The following is an 18,609-nucleotide window of genomic DNA, read 5'->3' on the forward strand; positions in this document are numbered from 1 at the left end:
GAGCGGGGCGGTCCCCTTCACCGAGGGGGCCGCCCCGCTCCGCGTCCGGAGGTGCCCGGAAGGCGTCCGGGGCCCGCGAACGCCGCGTTCACGGACTGTGCACCGGGCCGTTCCGCACACCATTCCGGCTGGTTCCCGCGGGTCGGTACACCTATGGCCATGACGCGGTCACAGTTGCTCGTCAGTACCGGTTCGACGACCTCCGAGCGGCAGCCGGGCAGCCCCCGCTACTCGCTGCTCGTCGCCTACGACAACGACGAAGTCCATGCCGCACAACGACTCCGCCACCAAGTGTTCGCCGAGGAGATGGGCGCGACACTGCACACCGAGCGTCCCGGTCACGACGTCGACAGGTTCGACGCCTTCTGCGACCACCTGGTGGTGCGCGACGACGACACCGGCGAGATCGTCGGCACCTACCGGATGCTCCCGCCCGACCGCGCGGTGCGCGCGGGCGGCCTCTACGCCGACACCGAATTCGACCTCGGCGCGTTCGAGGACCTGCGTCCCGGTCTGGTGGAGACCGGACGGTCCTGCGTGCACCCGGCGCACCGGTCCGGCGCCGTGGTCGGCCTCGTCTGGGCGGGAATCGCCCGGTACATGCTGCTCTCCGGGCACCGTTACCTCGCCGGGTGCGCCTCGGTGCCACTGGCCGACGGCGGGACTCTCGCCGCGGGCGTGTGGGATCTGGTGCGGCGCAAGCACTACGCACCCGCCGGCCTGCGCGTGACGCCGCGGCGGCCGTGGGCGGACGGGGATGCCGTACGTCCCGTCACCCCGGCGCTGCCGCCCCTGTTGCGCGGGTACGTCCGGCTGGGCGCGCAGGTCTGCGGCCCACCGGCGCACGATCCCGACTTCGGTGTCGCGGACCTGCTGGTGCTGCTGGACATGGAACGCATCGATCAGCGCTACCTCCGCTTCTTCCTGGGTGGCAGGGCATGAGCCACCCGTGGACGCCGGCGTCCCCGTGCGGCACGGGCTGCCTCACCGCGGGCGAGCCGGCGAGCGGGCCGCTGCGGCGAGGTGTGCGTTACCTGGCGGTCACGGCCGTCCTGCTCGGCACGGTCACCGTCGCGCCCCTGCTCGCCCTCGCCGGTTCGCGGGTCCGCGCGTACGTCCTGCGCCTGGTCTCCGCCGGGGTGCTGCGCGCGCTCGGGGTACGGCTGAGGGTGCACGGCCGCGCGGGCCTGCGGGCCACCGGGCGCGGTGCGCTCGTCGTGAGCAACCACGTCTCCTGGCTGGACATCGTCGCGCTCAACGCGGTGCGGCCGATGCGGGCACTGGCGAAGAAGGAGGTGGCGGACTGGCCGGTACTCGGCGGCCTGGCCGTCCGTGGCGGCACCATCCTGCTCGACCGGGAGCGTCTCAGCGCCCTGCCCGGCACCGTCGCCGCACTGGCGTCCGCTCTGCGCGACGGGGCGCAGGTGAGCGTCAACCCGGAGGGCACCACCTGGTGCGGGCTCGCTTCCGGGCGGTTCGCCCCGGCGGTGTTCCAGGCCGCGATCGACGGTGGTGTGCCCGTGCGCCCGGTGGCGCTGCGCTTCCTGGACGGCCGCGGCCGGGAGACCACCCGGCCCGCGTTCATCGGCACCGAGACGCTGGTCGACTCCGTCCGCCGGGTCGCCGGTCTGCGCGGCCTGGTCCTGGAACTGCGCGTCTGCCCGGAGATCGCCCCCGGACGCGCGGACGGGCGTCGGGAACTGGCCGCACTCGCCGAGGACTCGGTCCGCTCGGCGCTGGGCACCACCGGCATCCCCGTGCGGACCCGGCGGCGGACCGCTCGTCCCGCGGCGCTGACCGTGCGCCGGGCACAGCCGTCGAGTTGACCTCCAGCGTGGTCGAGGTTGCAGCCTGGGGGCCATGACCGAGACGATCGCCGCCCGCCGTCCGCGCGTGCTGTGGGCACCGGAGAACCGGGTGACCACCACGGGCATGCTGCTGGTGGTCACCCTGGTGGCGTTCGAGAACATGGGTGTCGCCACCGCGATGCCCACCACCGTCGCGGCGCTCGGCGGCCAGTCGCTGTACTCCTGGCCGTTCACCGCTTTCCTGATCGCCAGCGTCGTGGCCACCGTGCTCTCCGGGCGGGTCTGCGACGTGCGTGGTCCCGGCCCCTCACTGCTGACCGGGCCGGTGGTGTTCCTGGTGGGGCTGCTGGTCGCCGGCACGGCGAGCAGCATGACGGCCCTGTTGCTCGGCCGCGTGCTCCAGGGCCTGGGCACCGGCATCCTGCTGGTCGCGTTCGCTCTGCTCATCGCGCTGGTGTTCGACGACCACCAGCGTCCCGCCGTCTACGCCGCCAACGCCGCGGCCTGGGTGCTGCCTGCCGTCGTCGGGCCCGGCGTCGCCGGGTTCGTCACCGAGCGCGTGGGGTGGCGCTGGGTGTTCCTCGGTCTCGTCCCGCTGGTGCTGGTCGGGTTCGCCCTGCTGGTGCTGGTCGTCCGGCGGCTGCCCGTGCGGCGGGCCACCCCGGGTGGGCGCCGGGGCGGGGTGGTGGCCGCCGTCGCGGCAGCCTGCGGGGTCGCGGCACTGACCTGGGCGGCCCAGCACCCCTCGGCGCCGGCCGCCGGATACGGCGCGGCGGGGCTGTTCGCGCTCGGCTGGGCGCTGCGCAGGCTGCTGCCCGAGGGCACCCTCACCGCCCGTCCCGGCCTGCCGACCGTGGTCGCCTCCCGGGCGCTGATCTGCGGGGCGTTCGCGGCGATGGAGGCGTACCTGCCGCTGACCATGACCACGGTGCACGGCTGGGGCCCAGCCGCGGCGGGACTGCCGCTGACGGTCACCGCGGTCGGCTGGTCGGCCGGATCGGCGGTGCAGGGCCGGTACCCCGGCTGGTCCCGGGAAGGCATGCTGCGCACCGGGTTCCTGCTCGTCGCCCTCGCGCTGGCGGCGTTCGCGTTCGTCTCGCAGCCGTGGTGCCCGCCGTGGGTCGCCTTCGCCGCCTCGGCCGTCGGCGGGGCCGGCATGGGACTGGCGATGCCGGCCATCTCCCTGTTGCTGCTGCGTTTCTCCCCGGTCGCGGAACGGGGCTTCAACACCTCGGCGCTGCAACTCGGCGACTGGGTCAGCTCGGCGATCACCGTCGGACTCGGCGGCGTGCTGCTCGGCCTGCTCGGTTCCGCGGCCGCCCCGTCCTCCGCCGTGGCGGTGCTGGCCACGGCGATGGTCCTGGTCGCCGCCATCGGTTCGCTGCTCACCCGGCGGTGGCCCGCGCCGAGCCCGCCATGACGTGGCGGCGTGCGGATCCGGGCGCGGAAGGGCAGGTCTACCCTGGACGGGCGATGACCTATCTAGACCACGCCGCGACCACCCCGATGCTGCCGGAAGCCGTCGCGGCCATGACCGAGGCGCTGTCCAGCGTGGGCAATGCCTCTTCACTGCATTCCTCGGGCAGGCGCGCCCGCCGCGTCGTCGAGGAGTCCCGCGAGATCGTGGCGGGCGCGCTGGGTGCGCGACCGTCCGAGGTGATCTTCACGGCGGGCGGTACGGAGAGCGACAATCTCGCGGTCAAGGGCATCTTCTGGGCGCGGCGGCAGCAGGACCCGGCTCGCAGGCGGGTACTGGCGGGTGCCGTCGAGCATCACGCGGTGCTGGACGCGGTGCAGTGGCTGGCCGAGCATGCCGGGGCGGAGATCGTCTGGCTGGACGCCGACGAGCACGGCCGGGTACATCCGGAGACGCTGCGCGAGGCGATCGCGGTGGCCCCCGGGGAGATCGCGCTCGCCACGGTCATGTGGGCGAACAACGAGGTCGGCACGGTCAACCCGATGGCGGAGCTGGCCGCGGTGTGCGCCGAGTACGGCATTCCGCTGCACACCGACGCCGTGCAGGCGGCGGGGGCGGTCGAGGTGGACTTCGCCGCCTCCGGCGTGAGCGCCCTCACCGTCACCGGGCACAAGCTCGGCGGTCCCTACGGCGTCGGCGCGCTGCTGCTGGCCAGGGACACCGCCTGCGTGCCGCTGCTGCACGGCGGCGGGCAGGAGCGTGACGTCCGTTCCGGCACCCTCGACGTGCCCGCCATCCACGCCTTCGCCACCGCCGTGGGCATCTCCGTCGGCGGCAGGCGGGAGCACGCGGCAGAGGTGGGGACGCTGCGTGACGAACTGGTCGCCGCGGTGCTGCGCGAGGTGCCCGACGCCGTGCTCAACGGGGCTCCCCCCGGGCCGGGCCGCCTTCCCGGCAACGCCCACTTCACCTTCCCCGGGTGTGCGGGCGACAGTCTGCTGATGCTGCTCGACGCGAAGGACATCGAGTGCTCCACCGGGTCCGCCTGCACCGCGGGTGTCGCCCAGCCCAGCCACGTGCTGCTGGCGATGGGCGCGGATCCGGTATCCGCGCGGGGATCGCTGCGGTTCTCCCTCGGGCACGACTCGACCGCCGCCGACGTCCGGGAGCTCGCCGGCGAGATCGGCGGCGTCGTCACGAGGGCCAGGCAGGCAGGGCTGGCCGGGATGCGCAAGCAGGGCGTCCGGCAGGCGGCCACGGCCGACGTAGGCTTGTCCGGAACGGAGGTGTGAGCGGTATGCGCGTTCTGGCCGCGATGAGCGGGGGAGTGGACTCGGCGGTGGCCGCCGCGAGGGCCGTCGCCGCGGGGCACGAGGTCGTCGGTGTGCACCTGGCGCTGTCGGCGAAACCCGGCACCCTGCGTACCGGTTCCCGTGGCTGCTGCACCATCGAGGACTCGCACGACGCCCGCCGGGCGGCGGACATTCTCGGCATCCCCTTCTACGTATGGGATTTCGCCGAACGGTTCACCGAGGAGGTCGTGGAGACCTTCGTCGGGGAGTACGCCGCGGGCCGCACCCCCAACCCGTGCGTCACCTGTAACGAGAAGATCAAGTTCGAGGCGTTGCTGGACAAGGCGATGGCGCTCGGCTTCGACGCCGTCGCCACCGGGCACTACGCCCGTCTGTCCGTTGTGGACGGTATACCGGAGTTGCGGCGCAGCGCGGACGAGGGCAAGGACCAGTCGTACGTGCTGGCCTCGCTGACTCCCGAGCAGCTCGCGCACTCGATGTTCCCGCTCGGCGACTCGTGGAAGTCCGAGGTGCGCGCCGAGGCGGAGGAGCGCGGCCTGGCCGTGGCGAACAAGCCGGACAGCCACGACATCTGCTTCATCCCGGACGGCGACACGAAGAAGTTCCTGGAGTCACGGCTGGGCCAGAGTCCCGGCGAACTCGTCGACGCCGACACCGGCGCCGTGCTCGGCAGGCACACCGGCGTGCACGGTTTCACCGTCGGCCAGCGCAAGGGTCTCGGCATCGAGGCCCCCGCACCAGACGGCAGGCCGCGCTACGTGCTCTCGCTGGAACCGGTGTCCGGCACGGTCACGGTGGGCAGCGAGCGGGACCTCGGCGTGCGCGGTATCGACGCCGACCGTCCCATCTGGCCCGGAACCCCGCCGGCCGGCCCGACCGAGTGCGTCGTGCAGGTGCGCGCCCACGGCGGGCTGTCCCCCGCCGTCGCCGAGACGGACGGCGAGCGGGTGACCATCGAACTGCGGGAACCGCTGCGCGGGGTCGCGCCCGGACAGGTCGTCGTGCTCTACCGTCCCGAGGCGGCCGGCGACCTGGTGCTGGGCAGCGCGAAGATCGCCGCCACCCGCTGAGCCGGGATCACAGCGCGAGCTTGAACCCGGTGTGGGTGGCGGAGAAACCGAGACCCTCGTAGAAACGGTGCGCCTCGCCGCGAGAGGCGTCGGAAGTGAGCTGCACGAGGGCGCAGCCCCGCGCCCTCGCCTCCTCGATCGCCCACCGGAGCAGCCTCGCGCCGAGACCGTCGCCGCGCAGGTCCGCGTGCACCCGCACCGCCTCGATCTGGCCCCGGGTGGCCCCCGAGCGGGCGAGGCCGGGAATCACGGTGAGCTGCAGGGTGCCGACCGGCAGTCCGCGCCGGTCGGCGACGACGAGCACCTGGTTCGGGTCGGCGTCGATCCGGGCGAACGCCCGTTCGTACGGGCCGAGATCGGCGGTGGACTCCCGGGTCGCACCCAGCCGGTCGTCGGCCAGCATCGCGACGATGGGCTCGACATCGGCGGCTCGCGCACGTCTAATGTGGATCTCGCTCACCGGGGAGATCATGCCGGAAGGACGCCCATGGATCACCTACGTTCCAGCACGCTCGCCGACGTCCTGCGCCGGTCGGCCCGCCGGGTGCCGCGCCGCGTCGCGCTGCGTTTCGCCGGCCGTGAGTGGACCTACGCCGGTCTCGACGAGGCGGTGACCCGCGCGGCGGGCCACCTGCTCGGGCTCGGACTGGCGAAGGGCGACCGGGTGGCCGCCTACGGCCGCAACTCCGACGCCTACCTGATCGGCTTCCTCGCCTGCGCCCGTGCCGGACTCGTGCACGTGCCGATCAACTACAACCTCACCGGTGCCGAACTGGCCTATCTGGTGACGCAGTCGGGCAGCACGCTCGCCCTCGTCGACCCGGCGTTGCAGTCCAATGTGGACGCGGTCGCCGACGGGCTGGGCCTGCGCGGGACGCTTCCGCTGCGCGACGCGGAGGGCTCCCTGCTGGCAGCCGCAACCGAGGGCGCGGTGCCGGAGCTGGACGTCGTGGTCGCGGACACCGACCTGGTGCAGCTTCTGTACACCTCCGGCACCACCTCGCGGCCCAAGGGCGCGATGATGACGCACCGGGCGCTGCTGCACGAGTACCTGTCCTGCATCGTCGGCCTCGACCTCACCGAGGACGACGCCCCGCTGCACGTCATGCCGCTGTACCACTCGGCGCAGATGCACGTGTTCCTGATGCCGTGGCTGGCCGTCGGTGCCACCAACGATCTGCTGGAAACCCCCGAGCCCGGCGAGATCCTGCGCAGGCTCGAAGGGACCGGGCACCGCGCGTTCTTCGCCGCGCCGACGCTCTGGGTCGCCATCGCCAACCACCCGGATTTCCCCGGACGCCGGATCACCGGCCTGCGCAAGGCCTACTACGGGGCGTCGATCATGCCGGGCCCGGTGCGCGACCGCCTCGCCGAGGCCATGCCGGAACTCGGCTTCTACAACTGCTTCGGCCAGTCGGAGATCGGGCCGCTGGCGACGATTCTGCGGCCGGCCGAACACACCGAGCGCCCGGAGTCGGCGGGCAGGGCGGTGCTGTTCGTCGAGCTGCGGGTGCTCGACGACGCCGGGAACGACGTGGCGGCGGGCGAACTCGGCGAGGTCGTCTACCGCTCCCCGCAACTCTGCGAGGGCTACTGGGACAAGCCGGAGGACACCGCCGAGGCCTTCGCCGGCGACTGGTTCCACTCCGGCGACCTGGTGCGCGTCGACGAGGAGGGGTTCATCACCGTCGTCGACCGGATCAAGGACGTGATCAACACCGGCGGGGTGATGGTCGCCTCCCGAGAGGTGGAGGACGCGCTCTACACCCACGAGGGTGTCGGCGAGGCAGCCGTCGTCGGCGTGCCGGACGAGAAGTGGATCGAGGCCATCACGGCCTTCGTCGTGCCCAGGGAACCGGGATCCGCACCGGACGCCGAGACGCTGCGGGCACACGTCCACGAGCGGCTCGCCGCGTTCAAGGTGCCCAAGGCCGTGCACTTCGTCGAGGACCTGCCGCGCAACGCATCCGGCAAGATCCTCAAGCGGGAGTTGCGCGACCGGCTCGGCTGAGCCGGCCTGCCCGTCAGTCGGAGTCCTGCTTGAGCGCGGTGTCGATGGTCAGCGCCGCCGCGACGACCATGCTGGCCAGCGGATCCCGCAGCGGACTCGGGATCTCCACGACGTAGTTGTCGGCCGTGGTGAACGCCGCCCGGGCGAACCCGCCCCAGGTCTTGCTGATCCGCGCGACCTCGGTGCCGTTCGCGTCCTCCACGGCGAAGTTCCAGGCTCGCCAGTTCTCCGCCTGGATGCCGCCGATCTTCTCGCCGCCGGAGGTGAAGGCGAACCGGATCCGGCCGAAGACGTTCTCCTGCACGATCTCGCCCACCGGGGCGTCGTCGCCGCGGGTCACCAGGAATCGGCTCTTGAACACCTTCGCCGGCCGGACCACCTTGAGCAGCGTGCTGTGCCCCGCGTCGCGTATCTCGAAGCGGTGCGTCATGAACTGGTCGGCGCTGCCCAGCAGCCGCACGACCTTCTTCAGCGTGCTCTGGCCGACCTGCACGACCGCGCCGAGCTGCGTGCCCTGCTGGTCGAAAACGCCGTACTCGCTGGACATCTCGATCAGTTTGGCGCGCTGGTTCACCACCAGCACCGGCTCGGTGAACACCGTGCCGCCGCCCGCGCCGCCCCTGGCGCGGCCGCGCGTGCCCTCGGCGACCTGTGCCCGGACGCGCTCCGGGTCGTGGGCCGGTTCGATGTCCAGCTCGATCGGCTCGGCGTCGTGCCTCGGCGGTGCCTGCCCGGCCGGACCGGTGTGGTCCGTCCAGGCCTGCCCGTCCCACCAGCGCACGAGCTGAGGTTGCCGCTGATCCGGGTACCAGCCCGGTTGCGGGGGGCTCGTCATGGAGACCAACGGTAACGGCGGGCGGGCAGGTGCGCGGGGTGAACGACGATTGCTGCGCGAATGTCTGGTTCCGTGCCCGCCGTCCCGCTCAGTCGTCCCCGCTCTCGTTGATCAGCCGTTCCAGCTCCCGGCGCAGCAGCCCGAGCCGGGCGTCGGCGAGCAGCGGGATCTCCCGCCTGCGCCTGCGTACGGAGTGCGGGTCGATGTCCACGATCGTCAGCGACTCGTCCCACACCGGTGCTGTCGCCACCGCCGAACCCCATGGGTCGATCACCCGCGAACCGCCCCAGAAGCGCACACCCGCCTCGTCGCCGACCCGGTTGACGAAGATGACCCAGCACTGCTGCATCCGTGCGGTGAACGTGAGCAGGTCGTGCCAGTACTCGGCCGGGTCGAAGGATCCGGCGGTCAGTTTCGCCGCGCTGTTCGTCGGCACGATCAGCACCTCGGCGCCGTCCTGGGCGGCCAGCCAGGGCAACATCGGCTGCCAGGCGTCGTTGCAGATCAACGTGGCGAAGCGGGCGTGCGCGGCGTCGAAGGCGCGCATGTGCTGTCCGGGACTGGCGTGCTTGCGCTCCTCCCAGATCAGGTAGTTGGGCAGGTAGAGCTTGCGGTGGTTGTGCACCACCCTGCCGTCGGAGAGGTACAGCGCCGAGTTGTGCCTGCGGATCCGGCCGTCCTCGAGCATGCCGATGACGACGTCCGGGCCGTGCTTCGACAGGTCCACCAGGCGTGGATCGTCGGTCCACAGCGAAATGTCGTCGGCGAGCTGCCCGAGCGCGTACCCGGTGAGACTCAGTTCCGGGAACACCACGAGGTCCGCACCCTCGGTCGCGGATTCCTTGATGATCCGCTCGGCGTCGGCGAGGTTGCCCGCGACGTCGCCGAGCCGGCAGTCGGTCTGCGCGAGTGCCACCCTCATCGATCTCACCTCCTCACGCTCGAAACCAGGCGGTTCACCGCCCACACGACAGGCGGACCGCCGGTGCGTGTTGACATAGGTGAGTTGTCGCCGCGCGTGCCACACCGGACGCGTGCGGCCACCGTACGGGATACCCGCCGGGCGCGGCGACCCCCGAACACCCTCCGGGCGGAGCTCGGCTACCTGGGTGGCACGACCCCCGCTCCGGCAGGGAGAATCCGCCCCGTGATCGAACGAGCCTGGCCTGACGGCGCCGCCACCGGAATCGGGTCGATGCCCGGAGCCGACCCAGCGGAGACGGCGGCCGTCGTTCTCGGCGAACTGCCGGAATTCCCGCACCTGCCCGAACTTCCCGGCCGTGGGGTCGGTGCCGACATCCTCGGCCGGACCGCGGGGCTGCTGGTGGACATCGCGGTCGACGTCGTCCCGTCCGGCTACCGGGTGAGCCCCCGCCCCGGACTCGACCACCGGCGCGCGGTCGATCTGATGCGCTGGGACCTCGACGCCTTCGAGGAGGCGCTGCAGCGTTCCGGCAGCACTCCGGCCGTGGTGAAGACGCAGGTCGCCGGGCCGTGGACGCTCGCCGCCGGCATCGAGCTGGCGCGTGGGCACCGGGTGCTGACCGACCGCGGGGCGCTGCGCGAGTTCGCCGCTTCGCTGAGCGAGGGCCTCGACGCGCACGTACGGGAACTCGCCGAACGCACCGGGGCGCGGGTGGTCGTGCAGTTCGACGAGCCGACGCTGCCGGACGTGCTCGCCGGGGCGCTGTCCACCCCGTCCGGTTACGGCACCGTCCGTTCGGTGCCCGCACCGGAAGCGCGGGACCTGCTGGCCGAGGTGATCGGCGCGGCGGAGCGCAGCACCGGCCAGCCGGTCATCGTGCACTGCTGCGCCACCCGGCCCCCGGTGTCGCTGCTGCGATCCGCGGGCGCGGGCGCGCTCGCACTCGACGGCACCACCCTCGACGGTGCGCCTGCCAGTCTGCTCGACGAACTCGGGGAAGCCTGGGACAGCGGGGTCTCCCTGCTGCTCGGCCTGGTTCCCGCGCTCGAACCGGACGCGCCGCCGCGGCTGCGTGATCTCGCCGGCCCGGCGCTGAACCTCGCGGACCGGCTCGGTTTCGGCCGCGACATCCTCACCGCGCTCACGCTGCCCACACCGAGCTGCGGTCTGGCGGGCGCCGACCTGCGGTGGATGCGCCGCACGCTCACGCTGACCCGTGAGCTCGGGCGTGCGTTCGCCGAGCCGCCCGAGGGCTGGTAGTGGTGGTGGGGATGAGGTTCTTCCGCCGACGCAAGGCGAGTCCGCCCGATCCGCGGACGGAGTGGCCGGCACCGGAGGTGCCCGAAGATCCGATGACCGCCGCCGTCGCCTTCTGGCGGCGCTGGTTCGAGCTGCTGCCGAGGGTCAGCGCCGCACTCGGCGACCGGGAACCGCAGCGGATGGAGCACGAACTCTGCGCGGCCGTCGCGATGGTGCACCCACGGCTCCAGTTCTCCGTCGAACGCGGCAGGCGCGCGATCTACGCGCTCGTGCTCAGCGGGCAGGAGGATCCGGAGCTGCGTCCGTACACCGACGCCTGGATCCAGGCGGCCCCGGCCGAGGACGCCATCTGGGAGTACCACGACTCGGTCCCGCCGGTGCCCGATCCCGCCGAGGTGACGGTGAACCTGGGCGACCGCCGGATCGCGCTCGCCGACGTCGGTGTCGTCGCACAGGTGGACGAGGGGGAGGCGGTCGTCGACGTCGCCGTCTATCACCCGGAACTGTCCGGCCTCGACGACGCGTCCCGTTCGGCCATGACCTTCCTGCCGCTGGACGCGACCCTCGGTGAACGGCTGGCCGCCGAACGGCTGCGGCGCGTCGAGACCGCCGAGACCGAGCCCGCCGCGACCATCACGCTGCTCGAACTGCGGGAACTGGTCCGCGGACTCGCCGAGCGCACGGAGCCACCCACGGCTGACGGTACCTAGGCGCGCGGTGCCGGGACTCCTCCGTTGTCGGTGCGGAGAACTAAGCTCGTCACCGTGAGCGAGGAACTTCCGAACGACATGCCGGGCATCGACACCGCACCTCCGGTGGAGGCGCAGGGACTGGCCGAGGTACCGCAGGACGCGCGCGAACGGCACGCGGCGCTGGCCGAGGAGATCCGCGGGCACCAGTTCCGCTACTACGTGCTGGACTCGCCGACGGTCGCCGACGGGCAGTTCGACGAACTGCTGCGCGAGCTGGAGGCACTGGAGAGCACCCATCCCGGTCTCGCCACGCCCGACTCGCCCACCCAGAACGTCGGCGGCACCTTCTCCACCGAGTTCACCGCGTACGACCACCTCGAACGCATGCTCAGCCTGGACAACGCGTTCGACAGCGAGGAACTGCTCGCCTGGACCGAGCGCGTCGAGAAGGAGATCGGCGCCGCGCGGTACCTGTGCGAGCTGAAGATCGACGGGCTCGCCATCAACCTGCTCTACGAGAACGGCAGGCTGACCCGGGCGCTCACCCGGGGCGACGGCCGCACCGGCGAGGACGTCACGCTCAACGTCCGCACCATGCGCGAGGTGCCGGAGACGCTGACCGGCACCGAGGCTTTCCCGGTGCCCGCACTGGTCGAGGTCCGCGGCGAGGTCTTCTTCCGGGTCGAGGAGTTCACCGAGCTGAACGCGCGACTGGTCGAGTCGGGCAAGCCGCCGTTCGCCAACCCCCGCAACTCGGCGGCGGGATCGTTGCGGCAGAAGGACCCCAAGATCACCAAGAGCCGTCCGCTGCGGCTGATCTGCCACGGGCTCGGCAAGCGCACCGGGTTCGAGCCGCGACGGCAGTCCGAGTCCTACGAGGCACTGGCCGCCTGGGGACTGCCGGTCTCGGCACACAGCAAGGTGATCTCGTCCGCGCAGGGCCTCGCCGAGCACATCGCCTACTGGGGCGAGCACCGGCACGACGCCGAGCACGAGATCGACGGGGTCGTCATCAAGGTCGACGAGGTCGCCCAGCAGCGCAGACTGGGCAGTACCTCACGGGCGCCGCGCTGGGCCATCGCGTACAAGTACGCGCCCGAGGAGGCCACCACCACCCTGCTCGACATCCAGGTCGGCGTCGGGCGCACCGGCCGGGTCACCCCGTTCGCGGTGATGGAACCGGTGAAGGTGGCCGGATCCACGGTCGCCATGGCGACGCTGCACAACGGCAGCGAGGTCAAGCGCAAGGGCGTGCTGATCGGCGACCGGGTGGTGATCCGCAAGGCGGGGGACGTCATCCCCGAGGTGCTCGGGCCGGTGGTCGACGCGCGCTCCGGCACCGAACGCGAGTTCGTCATGCCCACGGCGTGTCCCGAGTGCGGGACGGAGCTGGCCGCGCAGAAGGAGGGTGACGTCGACATCCGCTGTCCGAACGCCCGGTCCTGCCCCGCGCAGTTGCGCGAGCGGCTGTTCCATCTCGCCGGGCGGGGCGGTTTCGACATCGAGGTGCTCGGCTACGAGGCCGCCGCCGCGCTGCTGGATTCGGGCGTCGTGGTGGACGAGGGCGACATCTTCGACCTCGACGAGGAGAAGCTGTCGCGGGTGGACCTGTTCCGCACCAAGGCGGGGGACCTCTCGGCGAACGCCCGCAAGCTCCTCGCCAACCTGGACACCGCGAAACGGCGTCCACTGTGGAAGGTCATCGTCGGGCTCTCGATCCGGCACGTCGGGCCCACCGCCGCCCAGGCCCTGGCCCGGGAGTTCGGTTCGATGCGGCGCATCCAGGACGCCGACGAGCAGGAACTGTCCGATGTGGATGGTGTCGGGCCGACGATCGCGCACGCGGTGCAGGAATGGTTCACCCACGACTGGCACCGTGAGGTCGTGGAGAAGTGGCGGCGGGCAGGCGTGCGGATGGAGGAGGAGCGCGACGAATCGGTACCACGCCACCTGGAGGGCCTTTCCATCGTCGTCACCGGCTCGCTGCCCGGCTTCTCCCGCGACGAGGCGAAGGAGGCCATCACGTCGCGCGGCGGCAAGGCGGCCGGATCGGTGTCGAAGAAGACCGCGTTCGTCGTGGCGGGGGAGGCGCCGGGGTCGAAGTTCGACAAGGCCGTCCAGCTCAAGGTCCCGGTCCTGGACGAGGACGGGTTCCGCGTCCTGCTCGACAGCGGACGGGAGGCGGCCGTCGAGCTGGCCCGGATCGGCGAGGACGGCGACGACGGCGAGAGTGGCGACGACAAGAACGGCAGCGGCGAGAGCGACAGCGGCGGGGTGGCCGCCGCGGACGGGGAGCGGTGATGAGCGAGCTGGAGGTCCGGCGGGCGCGGCCGGAGGACTACGCGCGCGTCGGCGAGCTGACCGTCGACGCGTACACCGCCGACGGCTTCCTGGACAACCCCGGCGGCGGGAAGTACGCCGCGATCCTGCGTGACACGGCCGCGCGGGTGGAACACGCCGAGGTGCTGGTCGCCCGCGACGGAAACGGCGCCCTGCTCGGCTCGGTGACCGTAGTACTGCCGGACACGGAGTTCGCCGAGGTGGCCCGCGCCGGTGAGATCGAGTTCCGGATGCTGGCCGTCGACCCCGCGGCACGGGGGCGCGGCGTCGGCGAGGCGCTCACCCGCGCCGTCGTCGACCGTGGCCGCGAACTCGGCGCCACCCGTGTCGTCATGAGCAGCATGGTGGAGATGGCGACCGCGCACCGCCTCTACGGCCGGCTCGGTTTCCGGCGTTCCCCCGAGCGTGACTGGTCGCTGACGCACATCTCGATGTACGGCTTCGCGCTGGAACTGCCCGCCGCCCGCTGAGCGGTTGCCGGACTCAGCCGTCGAGGACGACCGAGACGATCCCGGCGAAATGTGCGAGCCGGGCGACCTCGGCGGCGCGGAACATCGGCCCACCCGGCCTGCCCACCAGCAGCGCACGATCCGGCTTGCCCAGCGGGGTGGCCGCCAGCTCGGTGCCGAGTTCCTGCCAGGTGGCCGGGATCCAGGCGTCCTCCGAGTCGAGCACGGTCGCCCGCTCCAGCGGCAGCCACGGCAGGTCGGTGATCGGCGCCTCCGGCGCCGCGCTCGACGAGGCGAGCCGTTTCACGTCCCCGTCGGTGTACTTGACCACCAGGGACCAACCCGCGCGGATGATCCGCGGGACTCCCTCGGCGAGGATGTCCAGCCCCTCCTTGGGTTTGGCGGCGATCTCCTCGACCAGCTCCAGCTCACGGTGCGTGTCGAGCACGCCCGCGTACGGGCGGACGGCGTCCACCTCGACGCCGTCGACGCTTTCCGCCGCGGTGATCAGGGCGTCCGGCAGTCGCCCGGAGGGCAGCTCGACCACCAGATCGTCGATCGCCACGCCGGACCCGCGCTCCACCACGTCCACGCTGAGAATGTCCGCACCGACCGTGCCCAGCGCGGTGGCCACCGCGCCCAGGGTTCCGGGGCTGTCCGGAAGTTGCACCCGGATCAGGAAGGACACACGTACCCCTCTCGCCGCGGACACTCCGGTCTCGTCCCGGAGCGCACCTGCCGGGCGCCGATTGTGGCAGACCCCGGCCCGAAGGCCGATCCGCCGTCCGCGTAGCGGGACGATCGGCGCGGCGCAACCCCGTCGGAGCGGCCAGGTCAGACGCCATAGACTTGGCGCTTCGAGAAGGCCGTACCCAGCACACCCCGGGAGTAACCCGCGTGCCCAATATTTCCCGCAACGAGGTCGAGCACCTCGCCAAGCTCGCCAGGCTGGCCGTCACCGAGGACGAGCTGGACACCTTCGCGGTGCAGCTCGACCAGATCCTGGACGCCGTGGCCAAGGTCGGTGAGGTCGCCGAGGCCGACATCCCGCCGACCTCGCACGCCGTGCCGCTGACCAACGTGTTCCGCGAGGACGTGGTCCGTCCCGGGCTGAGCAGGCAGCAGGCACTGAGCGGCGCCCCGGCGGCGGAGGACGGCCGGTTCCGGGTACCGCGCATTCTTGGGGAGGAGTAGCCATGACCGAGCTCATCAGGCTCACCGCGGCCGAGCTGGCGGAGAAGATCCACGCCCGCGAGGTGTCCTCCACCGAGGTGACCCAGGCGCACCTGGACCGCATCGGCGAGGTCGACCCCCGGGTGCACGCCTTCCTGCACGTCGACGCCGGAACCGCGCTCGCCGCCGCCGGTGCCGTCGACGCCGGCCTCGCGGCGGGCGACGCCCCGGCCTCGGCGCTGGCCGGTGTGCCGCTGGCCCTCAAGGACGTGCTGGCCACCAGCGACGCGCCGACCACCTGCGGTTCCCGGACCCTGGAGGGCTGGGTGCCGCCGTACGACGCGACGGTGACGCGGAGGCTGCGCGAGGCCGGCGTGCCGATCCTCGGCAAGACCAACATGGACGAGTTCGCGATGGGCTCGTCCACCGAGAACTCGGCGTACGGGCCCACCCGCAACCCGTGGGACCCCACCCGGATTCCCGGCGGCTCGGGTGGCGGGTCCTCGGCCTCGCTGGCCGCCTTCGAGGCGCCGCTGGCCATCGGCACCGACACCGGCGGGTCGATCCGCCAGCCGGGCGCGGTCACCGGCACGGTCGGGGTCAAGCCCACCTACGGCGGCGTCTCCCGGTACGGCCTGGTGGCGTTCTCCTCCTCGCTGGACCAGGCCGGACCGTGTGCCAGGACGGTGCTCGACGCGGCGCTGCTGCACGAGGTCATCGCCGGGCACGATCCGCTCGACTCGACCTCGATCGACGCCCCGGTGCCCCCGGTGGTCGCCGCCGCCCGCGAGGGCGCGCACGGCGACCTGAAGGGCCTGCGCGTCGGCGTGGTCAAGGAGTTCGCCGGAACCGGTTACCAGGCGGGCGTGCTGCGGTCCTTCGAGACCGCGGTGGACCAGCTCCGCGCGCTGGGCGCCGAGGTCGTCGAGGTGTCCTGCCCGAACTTCCTCTACGCGCTGCCCGCCTACTACCTGATCGCGCCGAGCGAGTGCTCCTCGAACCTGGCCCGCTTCGACGCGATGCGGTACGGACTGCGGGTGGCCGACGACGGCGCGCACAGCGCCGAGGAGGTCATGCAGCTCAGCCGTGAGCAGGGCTTCGGTGCCGAGGTGAAGCGCCGGGTGATGCTCGGAACGTACGCGCTGTCCTCCGGCTACTACGACGCCTACTACGGCTCGGCACAGAAGGTGCGCACGCTGGTCACCCGTGATTTCGAGGCGGCGTTCGCCAGCGTCGACGTGCTCGTCTCACCGACGACGCCCACCACGGCCTTCGAGATCGGCGAGCGCACGGACGACCCGATGGCCATGTACCTGGCCGACTTGTGCACGATCCCGTCGAACCTCGCCGGGAACGCGGCGATGAGCGTTCCGAGTGGACTGTCCGACGAGGACAACCTGCCGGTCGGCCTGCAGATCATGGCCCCGGCACTGGCCGACGACCGGCTCTACCGGGTCGGCGCGGCATACGAGACCGCTCGCGACGACGCCGCGGGCGGCCCGCTGGTGCACCAGGTCCCCGAGCTGGAGGTGGCCCGGTGACCGGATCGAGGACCACGGCGGCCGGGTGGGCGTCGACGACAGTACGAGCGAGGAGTGTGGCGTGAGCAGGGCGAAGCAGATCCGCGGAGTGTTCGGCCTGGCCGGTTCCGTCGGCAGTGCGGCGAGCGCGTTCTCCACCGTGCGCTCGGCGAAGGACAAGAAGGACACCCTGGTGCTCGTCAACGCGGGCGCCAGCGCGGTGGCGGCCGCGACCGGCGTGCTGCTGGCCGTCCGCAGGCTGCGCAAGGGCGGCGACAAGTGACCCGGACGGCCGAGCTGATGGACTACGCCGAGGTCATCGAGAGGTTCGACCCGGTGATGGGGCTCGAGGTCCACGTCGAGCTGAACACCAACACGAAGATGTTCTGCGGCTGTCCCACGACCTTCGGCGGCGAGCCGAACACCCAGGTCTGCCCGACCTGTCTCGGCATGCCGGGCTCGCTGCCGGTGGTGAACGGCAAGGGCGTCGAGTCGGCCATCCGGATCGGCCTTGCGCTGAACTGCCGGATCGCCGAGTGGTGCCGCTTCGCGCGGAAGAACTACTTCTACCCCGACCAGCCGAAGAACTTCCAGACCTCGCAGTACGACGAGCCGATCGCCTTCGAGGGCTACCTCGACGTCACGCTCGACGACGGCGAGATCGTGCGGGTGGAGATCGAGCGCGCGCACATGGAGGAGGACACCGGCAAGTCACTGCACATGGGTGGCGCGACCGGCCGGATCCACGGCGCCGACTACTCGCTGCTCGACTACAACCGGGCGGGCGTGCCGCTGATCGAGATCGTCACCAAGCCCATCACCGGCGCCGGGGAACGGGCACCCGAGGTGGCACGGGCGTACGTGTCCGCGCTGCGCGACCTGCTGCGCGCCCTCGACGTCTCCGATGTGCGGATGGACCAGGGGTCACTGCGCTGCGACGCCAACCTGTCGCTGATGGCGAAGGACGCGACGGAGTTCGGTACCCGCACGGAGACCAAGAACGTCAACTCGCTGCGCAGCGTGGAACGGGCCGTCCGGTACGAGATGTGCAGGCACGGTGCGGTACTCGCCTCGGGTGGCACCATCACCCAGGAGACCCGGCACTTCCAGGAGGCCGACGGCACCACCTCGCCCGGCCGTACCAAGGAGACCGCCGAGGACTACCGCTACTTCCCGGAACCCGACCTGGTGCCGATCGCGCCCGGCCGGGACTGGGTGGAGCAACTGCGCGGCACCCTGCCGGAGATGCCGGCCGAACGGCGCAAGCGGATTCAGGACGAGTGGTCGCTGACCGACGAGGAACTGCGGGACCTGTTCAACGCGGGCGCCGTCGAACTTGTCGAGGCGACCGTACTCGCCGGGGCCACGGCGGCCGAGGCACGGAGCTGGTGGGTCAACTTCCTCGCGCAGGAGGCGAACTCCCGGGACACCGAACTGACGGCGCTCGCCATCACGGCCGCGCAGGTGGCCACCGTGATCGGACTGGTCAACGCGAAGGAGCTCACCAACAAGCTCGCCCGTGAGGTCGTCCGCGGCGTGCTCGACGGCGAGGGTGAGCCGGCGCAGGTCATCGAGAAGCGTGGCCTGAAGGTCGTCTCGGACGACTCGGCGCTCATCGCCGCGGTGGACGAGGCACTCGCCGCTCAGCCCGACGTCGCCGAGAAGATCCGCGGCGGCAAGGTGCAGGCCGCCGGCGCGATCGTCGGCGCGGTGATGAAGTCGACGAACGGGCAGGCCGACGCCAAGCGTGTCCGGGAGCTGATCGTCGAACGGGTCGGTGCGTGAGCCCGGCCGGG

At 72.0% G+C, this 18,609-nt stretch carries 18 protein-coding genes; 14 read left to right on the plus strand and 4 right to left on the minus strand.

What is annotated here, in order from left to right; translation table 11 throughout:
* The first annotated feature begins 159 nt into the window (after positions 1 to 159).
* Genes CFN78_RS07010 through mnmA form a run of 5 tightly spaced genes read left to right on the plus strand, consistent with a single transcriptional unit; the run spans position 160 to position 5,608 of the window.
* Entirely contained in the window at positions 160 to 942 is a 783-nt protein-coding gene (locus tag CFN78_RS07010; RefSeq protein WP_094861945.1) for a GNAT family N-acetyltransferase, read from the plus strand.
* Positions 939 to 1,826, plus strand: coding sequence for a lysophospholipid acyltransferase family protein (locus tag CFN78_RS07015; protein ID WP_094861787.1), 888 nt, complete (start codon positions 939 to 941; stop codon positions 1,824 to 1,826). Before CFN78_RS07010 ends, CFN78_RS07015 begins: the two co-directional genes overlap by 4 nt.
* A 34-nt stretch (positions 1,827 to 1,860) precedes the next feature.
* Entirely contained in the window at positions 1,861 to 3,228 is a 1,368-nt protein-coding gene (locus tag CFN78_RS07020; RefSeq protein ID WP_094861788.1) for an MFS transporter, read from the plus strand.
* Between the two features lie 53 nt (positions 3,229 to 3,281).
* Positions 3,282 to 4,517, plus strand: coding sequence for a cysteine desulfurase family protein (locus CFN78_RS07025; protein ID WP_094861946.1), 1,236 nt, complete (start codon positions 3,282 to 3,284; stop codon positions 4,515 to 4,517).
* Positions 4,518 to 4,522: 5 nt separating this feature from the next.
* Positions 4,523 to 5,608 (plus strand): tRNA 2-thiouridine(34) synthase MnmA, encoded by a 1,086-nt coding sequence (mnmA, locus tag CFN78_RS07030; RefSeq protein ID WP_094861789.1) that lies wholly within the window; start codon positions 4,523 to 4,525, stop codon positions 5,606 to 5,608.
* A gap of 7 nt (positions 5,609 to 5,615) precedes the next feature.
* Here mnmA and CFN78_RS07035 read toward each other — a convergent pair whose 3' ends face one another.
* Entirely contained in the window at positions 5,616 to 6,059 is a 444-nt protein-coding gene (locus tag CFN78_RS07035) for a GNAT family N-acetyltransferase (protein ID WP_420807861.1), read from the minus strand.
* Between the two features lie 36 nt (positions 6,060 to 6,095).
* Between CFN78_RS07035 and CFN78_RS07040 the strand changes: the two genes are divergently transcribed.
* The gene (locus tag CFN78_RS07040; RefSeq protein ID WP_094861790.1) at positions 6,096 to 7,619 is read left to right on the plus strand and encodes a fatty acyl-CoA synthetase; all 1,524 of its coding nucleotides are present in this window, start codon (positions 6,096 to 6,098) and stop codon (positions 7,617 to 7,619) included.
* 13 nt (positions 7,620 to 7,632) lie between these two features.
* On the opposite strand, the gene CFN78_RS07045 is transcribed toward CFN78_RS07040, so the two are convergent.
* The gene (locus CFN78_RS07045; protein WP_094861791.1) at positions 7,633 to 8,454 is read right to left on the minus strand and encodes an LURP-one-related family protein; all 822 of its coding nucleotides are present in this window, start codon (positions 8,452 to 8,454) and stop codon (positions 7,633 to 7,635) included.
* Between the two features lie 88 nt (positions 8,455 to 8,542).
* The gene (locus CFN78_RS07050) at positions 8,543 to 9,376 is read right to left on the minus strand and encodes a nitrilase-related carbon-nitrogen hydrolase (protein ID WP_094861792.1); all 834 of its coding nucleotides are present in this window, start codon (positions 9,374 to 9,376) and stop codon (positions 8,543 to 8,545) included.
* Positions 9,377 to 9,601: 225 nt separating this feature from the next.
* Here CFN78_RS07050 and CFN78_RS07055 point away from each other — a divergent pair, with 225 nt between their 5' ends.
* The 4 genes from CFN78_RS07055 (at position 9,602) to CFN78_RS07070 (ending at position 14,141) form a co-directional block, all read left to right on the plus strand.
* Positions 9,602 to 10,639, plus strand: coding sequence for a uroporphyrinogen decarboxylase/cobalamine-independent methonine synthase family protein (locus CFN78_RS07055; RefSeq protein WP_094861793.1), 1,038 nt, complete (start codon positions 9,602 to 9,604; stop codon positions 10,637 to 10,639).
* Between the two features lie 11 nt (positions 10,640 to 10,650).
* Positions 10,651 to 11,349, plus strand: a complete 699-nt coding sequence (locus tag CFN78_RS07060) for a hypothetical protein (protein ID WP_094861948.1) — start codon at positions 10,651 to 10,653, stop codon at positions 11,347 to 11,349.
* A 78-nt stretch (positions 11,350 to 11,427) separates the two neighbouring features.
* Positions 11,428 to 13,632, plus strand: a complete 2,205-nt coding sequence (gene ligA, locus CFN78_RS07065) for an NAD-dependent DNA ligase LigA (RefSeq protein ID WP_094861949.1) — start codon at positions 11,428 to 11,430, stop codon at positions 13,630 to 13,632.
* Complete coding sequence (locus CFN78_RS07070) at positions 13,632 to 14,141, plus strand: GNAT family N-acetyltransferase (RefSeq protein WP_094861794.1); 510 nt, start codon at positions 13,632 to 13,634, stop codon at positions 14,139 to 14,141. The genes ligA and CFN78_RS07070 overlap by 1 nt, the downstream gene beginning before the upstream one ends.
* A 13-nt stretch (positions 14,142 to 14,154) precedes the next feature.
* Here the strand turns inward: CFN78_RS07070 and CFN78_RS07075 are convergent, their stop codons facing one another.
* The gene (locus CFN78_RS07075; protein ID WP_094861795.1) at positions 14,155 to 14,808 is read right to left on the minus strand and encodes an ACT domain-containing protein; all 654 of its coding nucleotides are present in this window, start codon (positions 14,806 to 14,808) and stop codon (positions 14,155 to 14,157) included.
* Positions 14,809 to 15,017: 209 nt separating this feature from the next.
* Here CFN78_RS07075 and gatC point away from each other — a divergent pair, with 209 nt between their 5' ends.
* From gatC to gatB, 4 genes are all read left to right on the plus strand, one after another.
* The gene (gatC, locus tag CFN78_RS07080; protein ID WP_094861796.1) at positions 15,018 to 15,314 is read left to right on the plus strand and encodes an Asp-tRNA(Asn)/Glu-tRNA(Gln) amidotransferase subunit GatC; all 297 of its coding nucleotides are present in this window, start codon (positions 15,018 to 15,020) and stop codon (positions 15,312 to 15,314) included.
* Between the two features lie 2 nt (positions 15,315 to 15,316).
* Complete coding sequence (gene gatA, locus CFN78_RS07085; protein ID WP_094861797.1) at positions 15,317 to 16,834, plus strand: Asp-tRNA(Asn)/Glu-tRNA(Gln) amidotransferase subunit GatA; 1,518 nt, start codon at positions 15,317 to 15,319, stop codon at positions 16,832 to 16,834.
* A gap of 61 nt (positions 16,835 to 16,895) precedes the next feature.
* Positions 16,896 to 17,096 (plus strand): hypothetical protein, encoded by a 201-nt coding sequence (locus tag CFN78_RS07090; RefSeq protein WP_094861950.1) that lies wholly within the window; start codon positions 16,896 to 16,898, stop codon positions 17,094 to 17,096.
* Positions 17,093 to 18,598, plus strand: coding sequence for an Asp-tRNA(Asn)/Glu-tRNA(Gln) amidotransferase subunit GatB (gene gatB, locus CFN78_RS07095; RefSeq protein ID WP_094861798.1), 1,506 nt, complete (start codon positions 17,093 to 17,095; stop codon positions 18,596 to 18,598). Before CFN78_RS07090 ends, gatB begins: the two co-directional genes overlap by 4 nt.
* Positions 18,599 to 18,609: the final 11 nt, after the last annotated feature.

The sequence above is a fragment of the Amycolatopsis antarctica genome (assembly GCF_002262875.1).
GTDB classification, from domain to species: domain Bacteria; phylum Actinomycetota; class Actinomycetes; order Mycobacteriales; family Pseudonocardiaceae; genus Amycolatopsis; species Amycolatopsis antarctica.

Excerpts from the sequence above, each read along its gene's own strand:
- CFN78_RS07010 (WP_094861945.1), top strand. The coding sequence starts at position 160 with ATGACGCGGTCACAGTTGCTCGTCAGTACCGGTTCGACGACCTCCGAG.
- CFN78_RS07015 (WP_094861787.1), top strand. The coding sequence starts at position 939 with ATGAGCCACCCGTGGACGCCGGCGTCCCCGTGCGGCACGGGCTGCCTC.
- CFN78_RS07020 (WP_094861788.1), top strand. The coding sequence starts at position 1,861 with ATGACCGAGACGATCGCCGCCCGCCGTCCGCGCGTGCTGTGGGCACCG.
- CFN78_RS07025 (WP_094861946.1), top strand. The coding sequence starts at position 3,282 with ATGACCTATCTAGACCACGCCGCGACCACCCCGATGCTGCCGGAAGCC.
- mnmA (WP_094861789.1), top strand. The coding sequence starts at position 4,523 with ATGCGCGTTCTGGCCGCGATGAGCGGGGGAGTGGACTCGGCGGTGGCC.
- CFN78_RS07040 (WP_094861790.1), top strand. The coding sequence starts at position 6,096 with ATGGATCACCTACGTTCCAGCACGCTCGCCGACGTCCTGCGCCGGTCG.
- CFN78_RS07045 (WP_094861791.1), bottom strand. The coding sequence starts at position 8,454 with ATGACGAGCCCCCCGCAACCGGGCTGGTACCCGGATCAGCGGCAACCT.
- CFN78_RS07050 (WP_094861792.1), bottom strand. The coding sequence starts at position 9,376 with ATGAGGGTGGCACTCGCGCAGACCGACTGCCGGCTCGGCGACGTCGCG.
- CFN78_RS07060 (WP_094861948.1), top strand. The coding sequence starts at position 10,651 with ATGAGGTTCTTCCGCCGACGCAAGGCGAGTCCGCCCGATCCGCGGACG.
- ligA (WP_094861949.1), top strand. The coding sequence starts at position 11,428 with ATGCCGGGCATCGACACCGCACCTCCGGTGGAGGCGCAGGGACTGGCC.
- CFN78_RS07070 (WP_094861794.1), top strand. The coding sequence starts at position 13,632 with ATGAGCGAGCTGGAGGTCCGGCGGGCGCGGCCGGAGGACTACGCGCGC.
- gatA (WP_094861797.1), top strand. The coding sequence starts at position 15,317 with ATGACCGAGCTCATCAGGCTCACCGCGGCCGAGCTGGCGGAGAAGATC.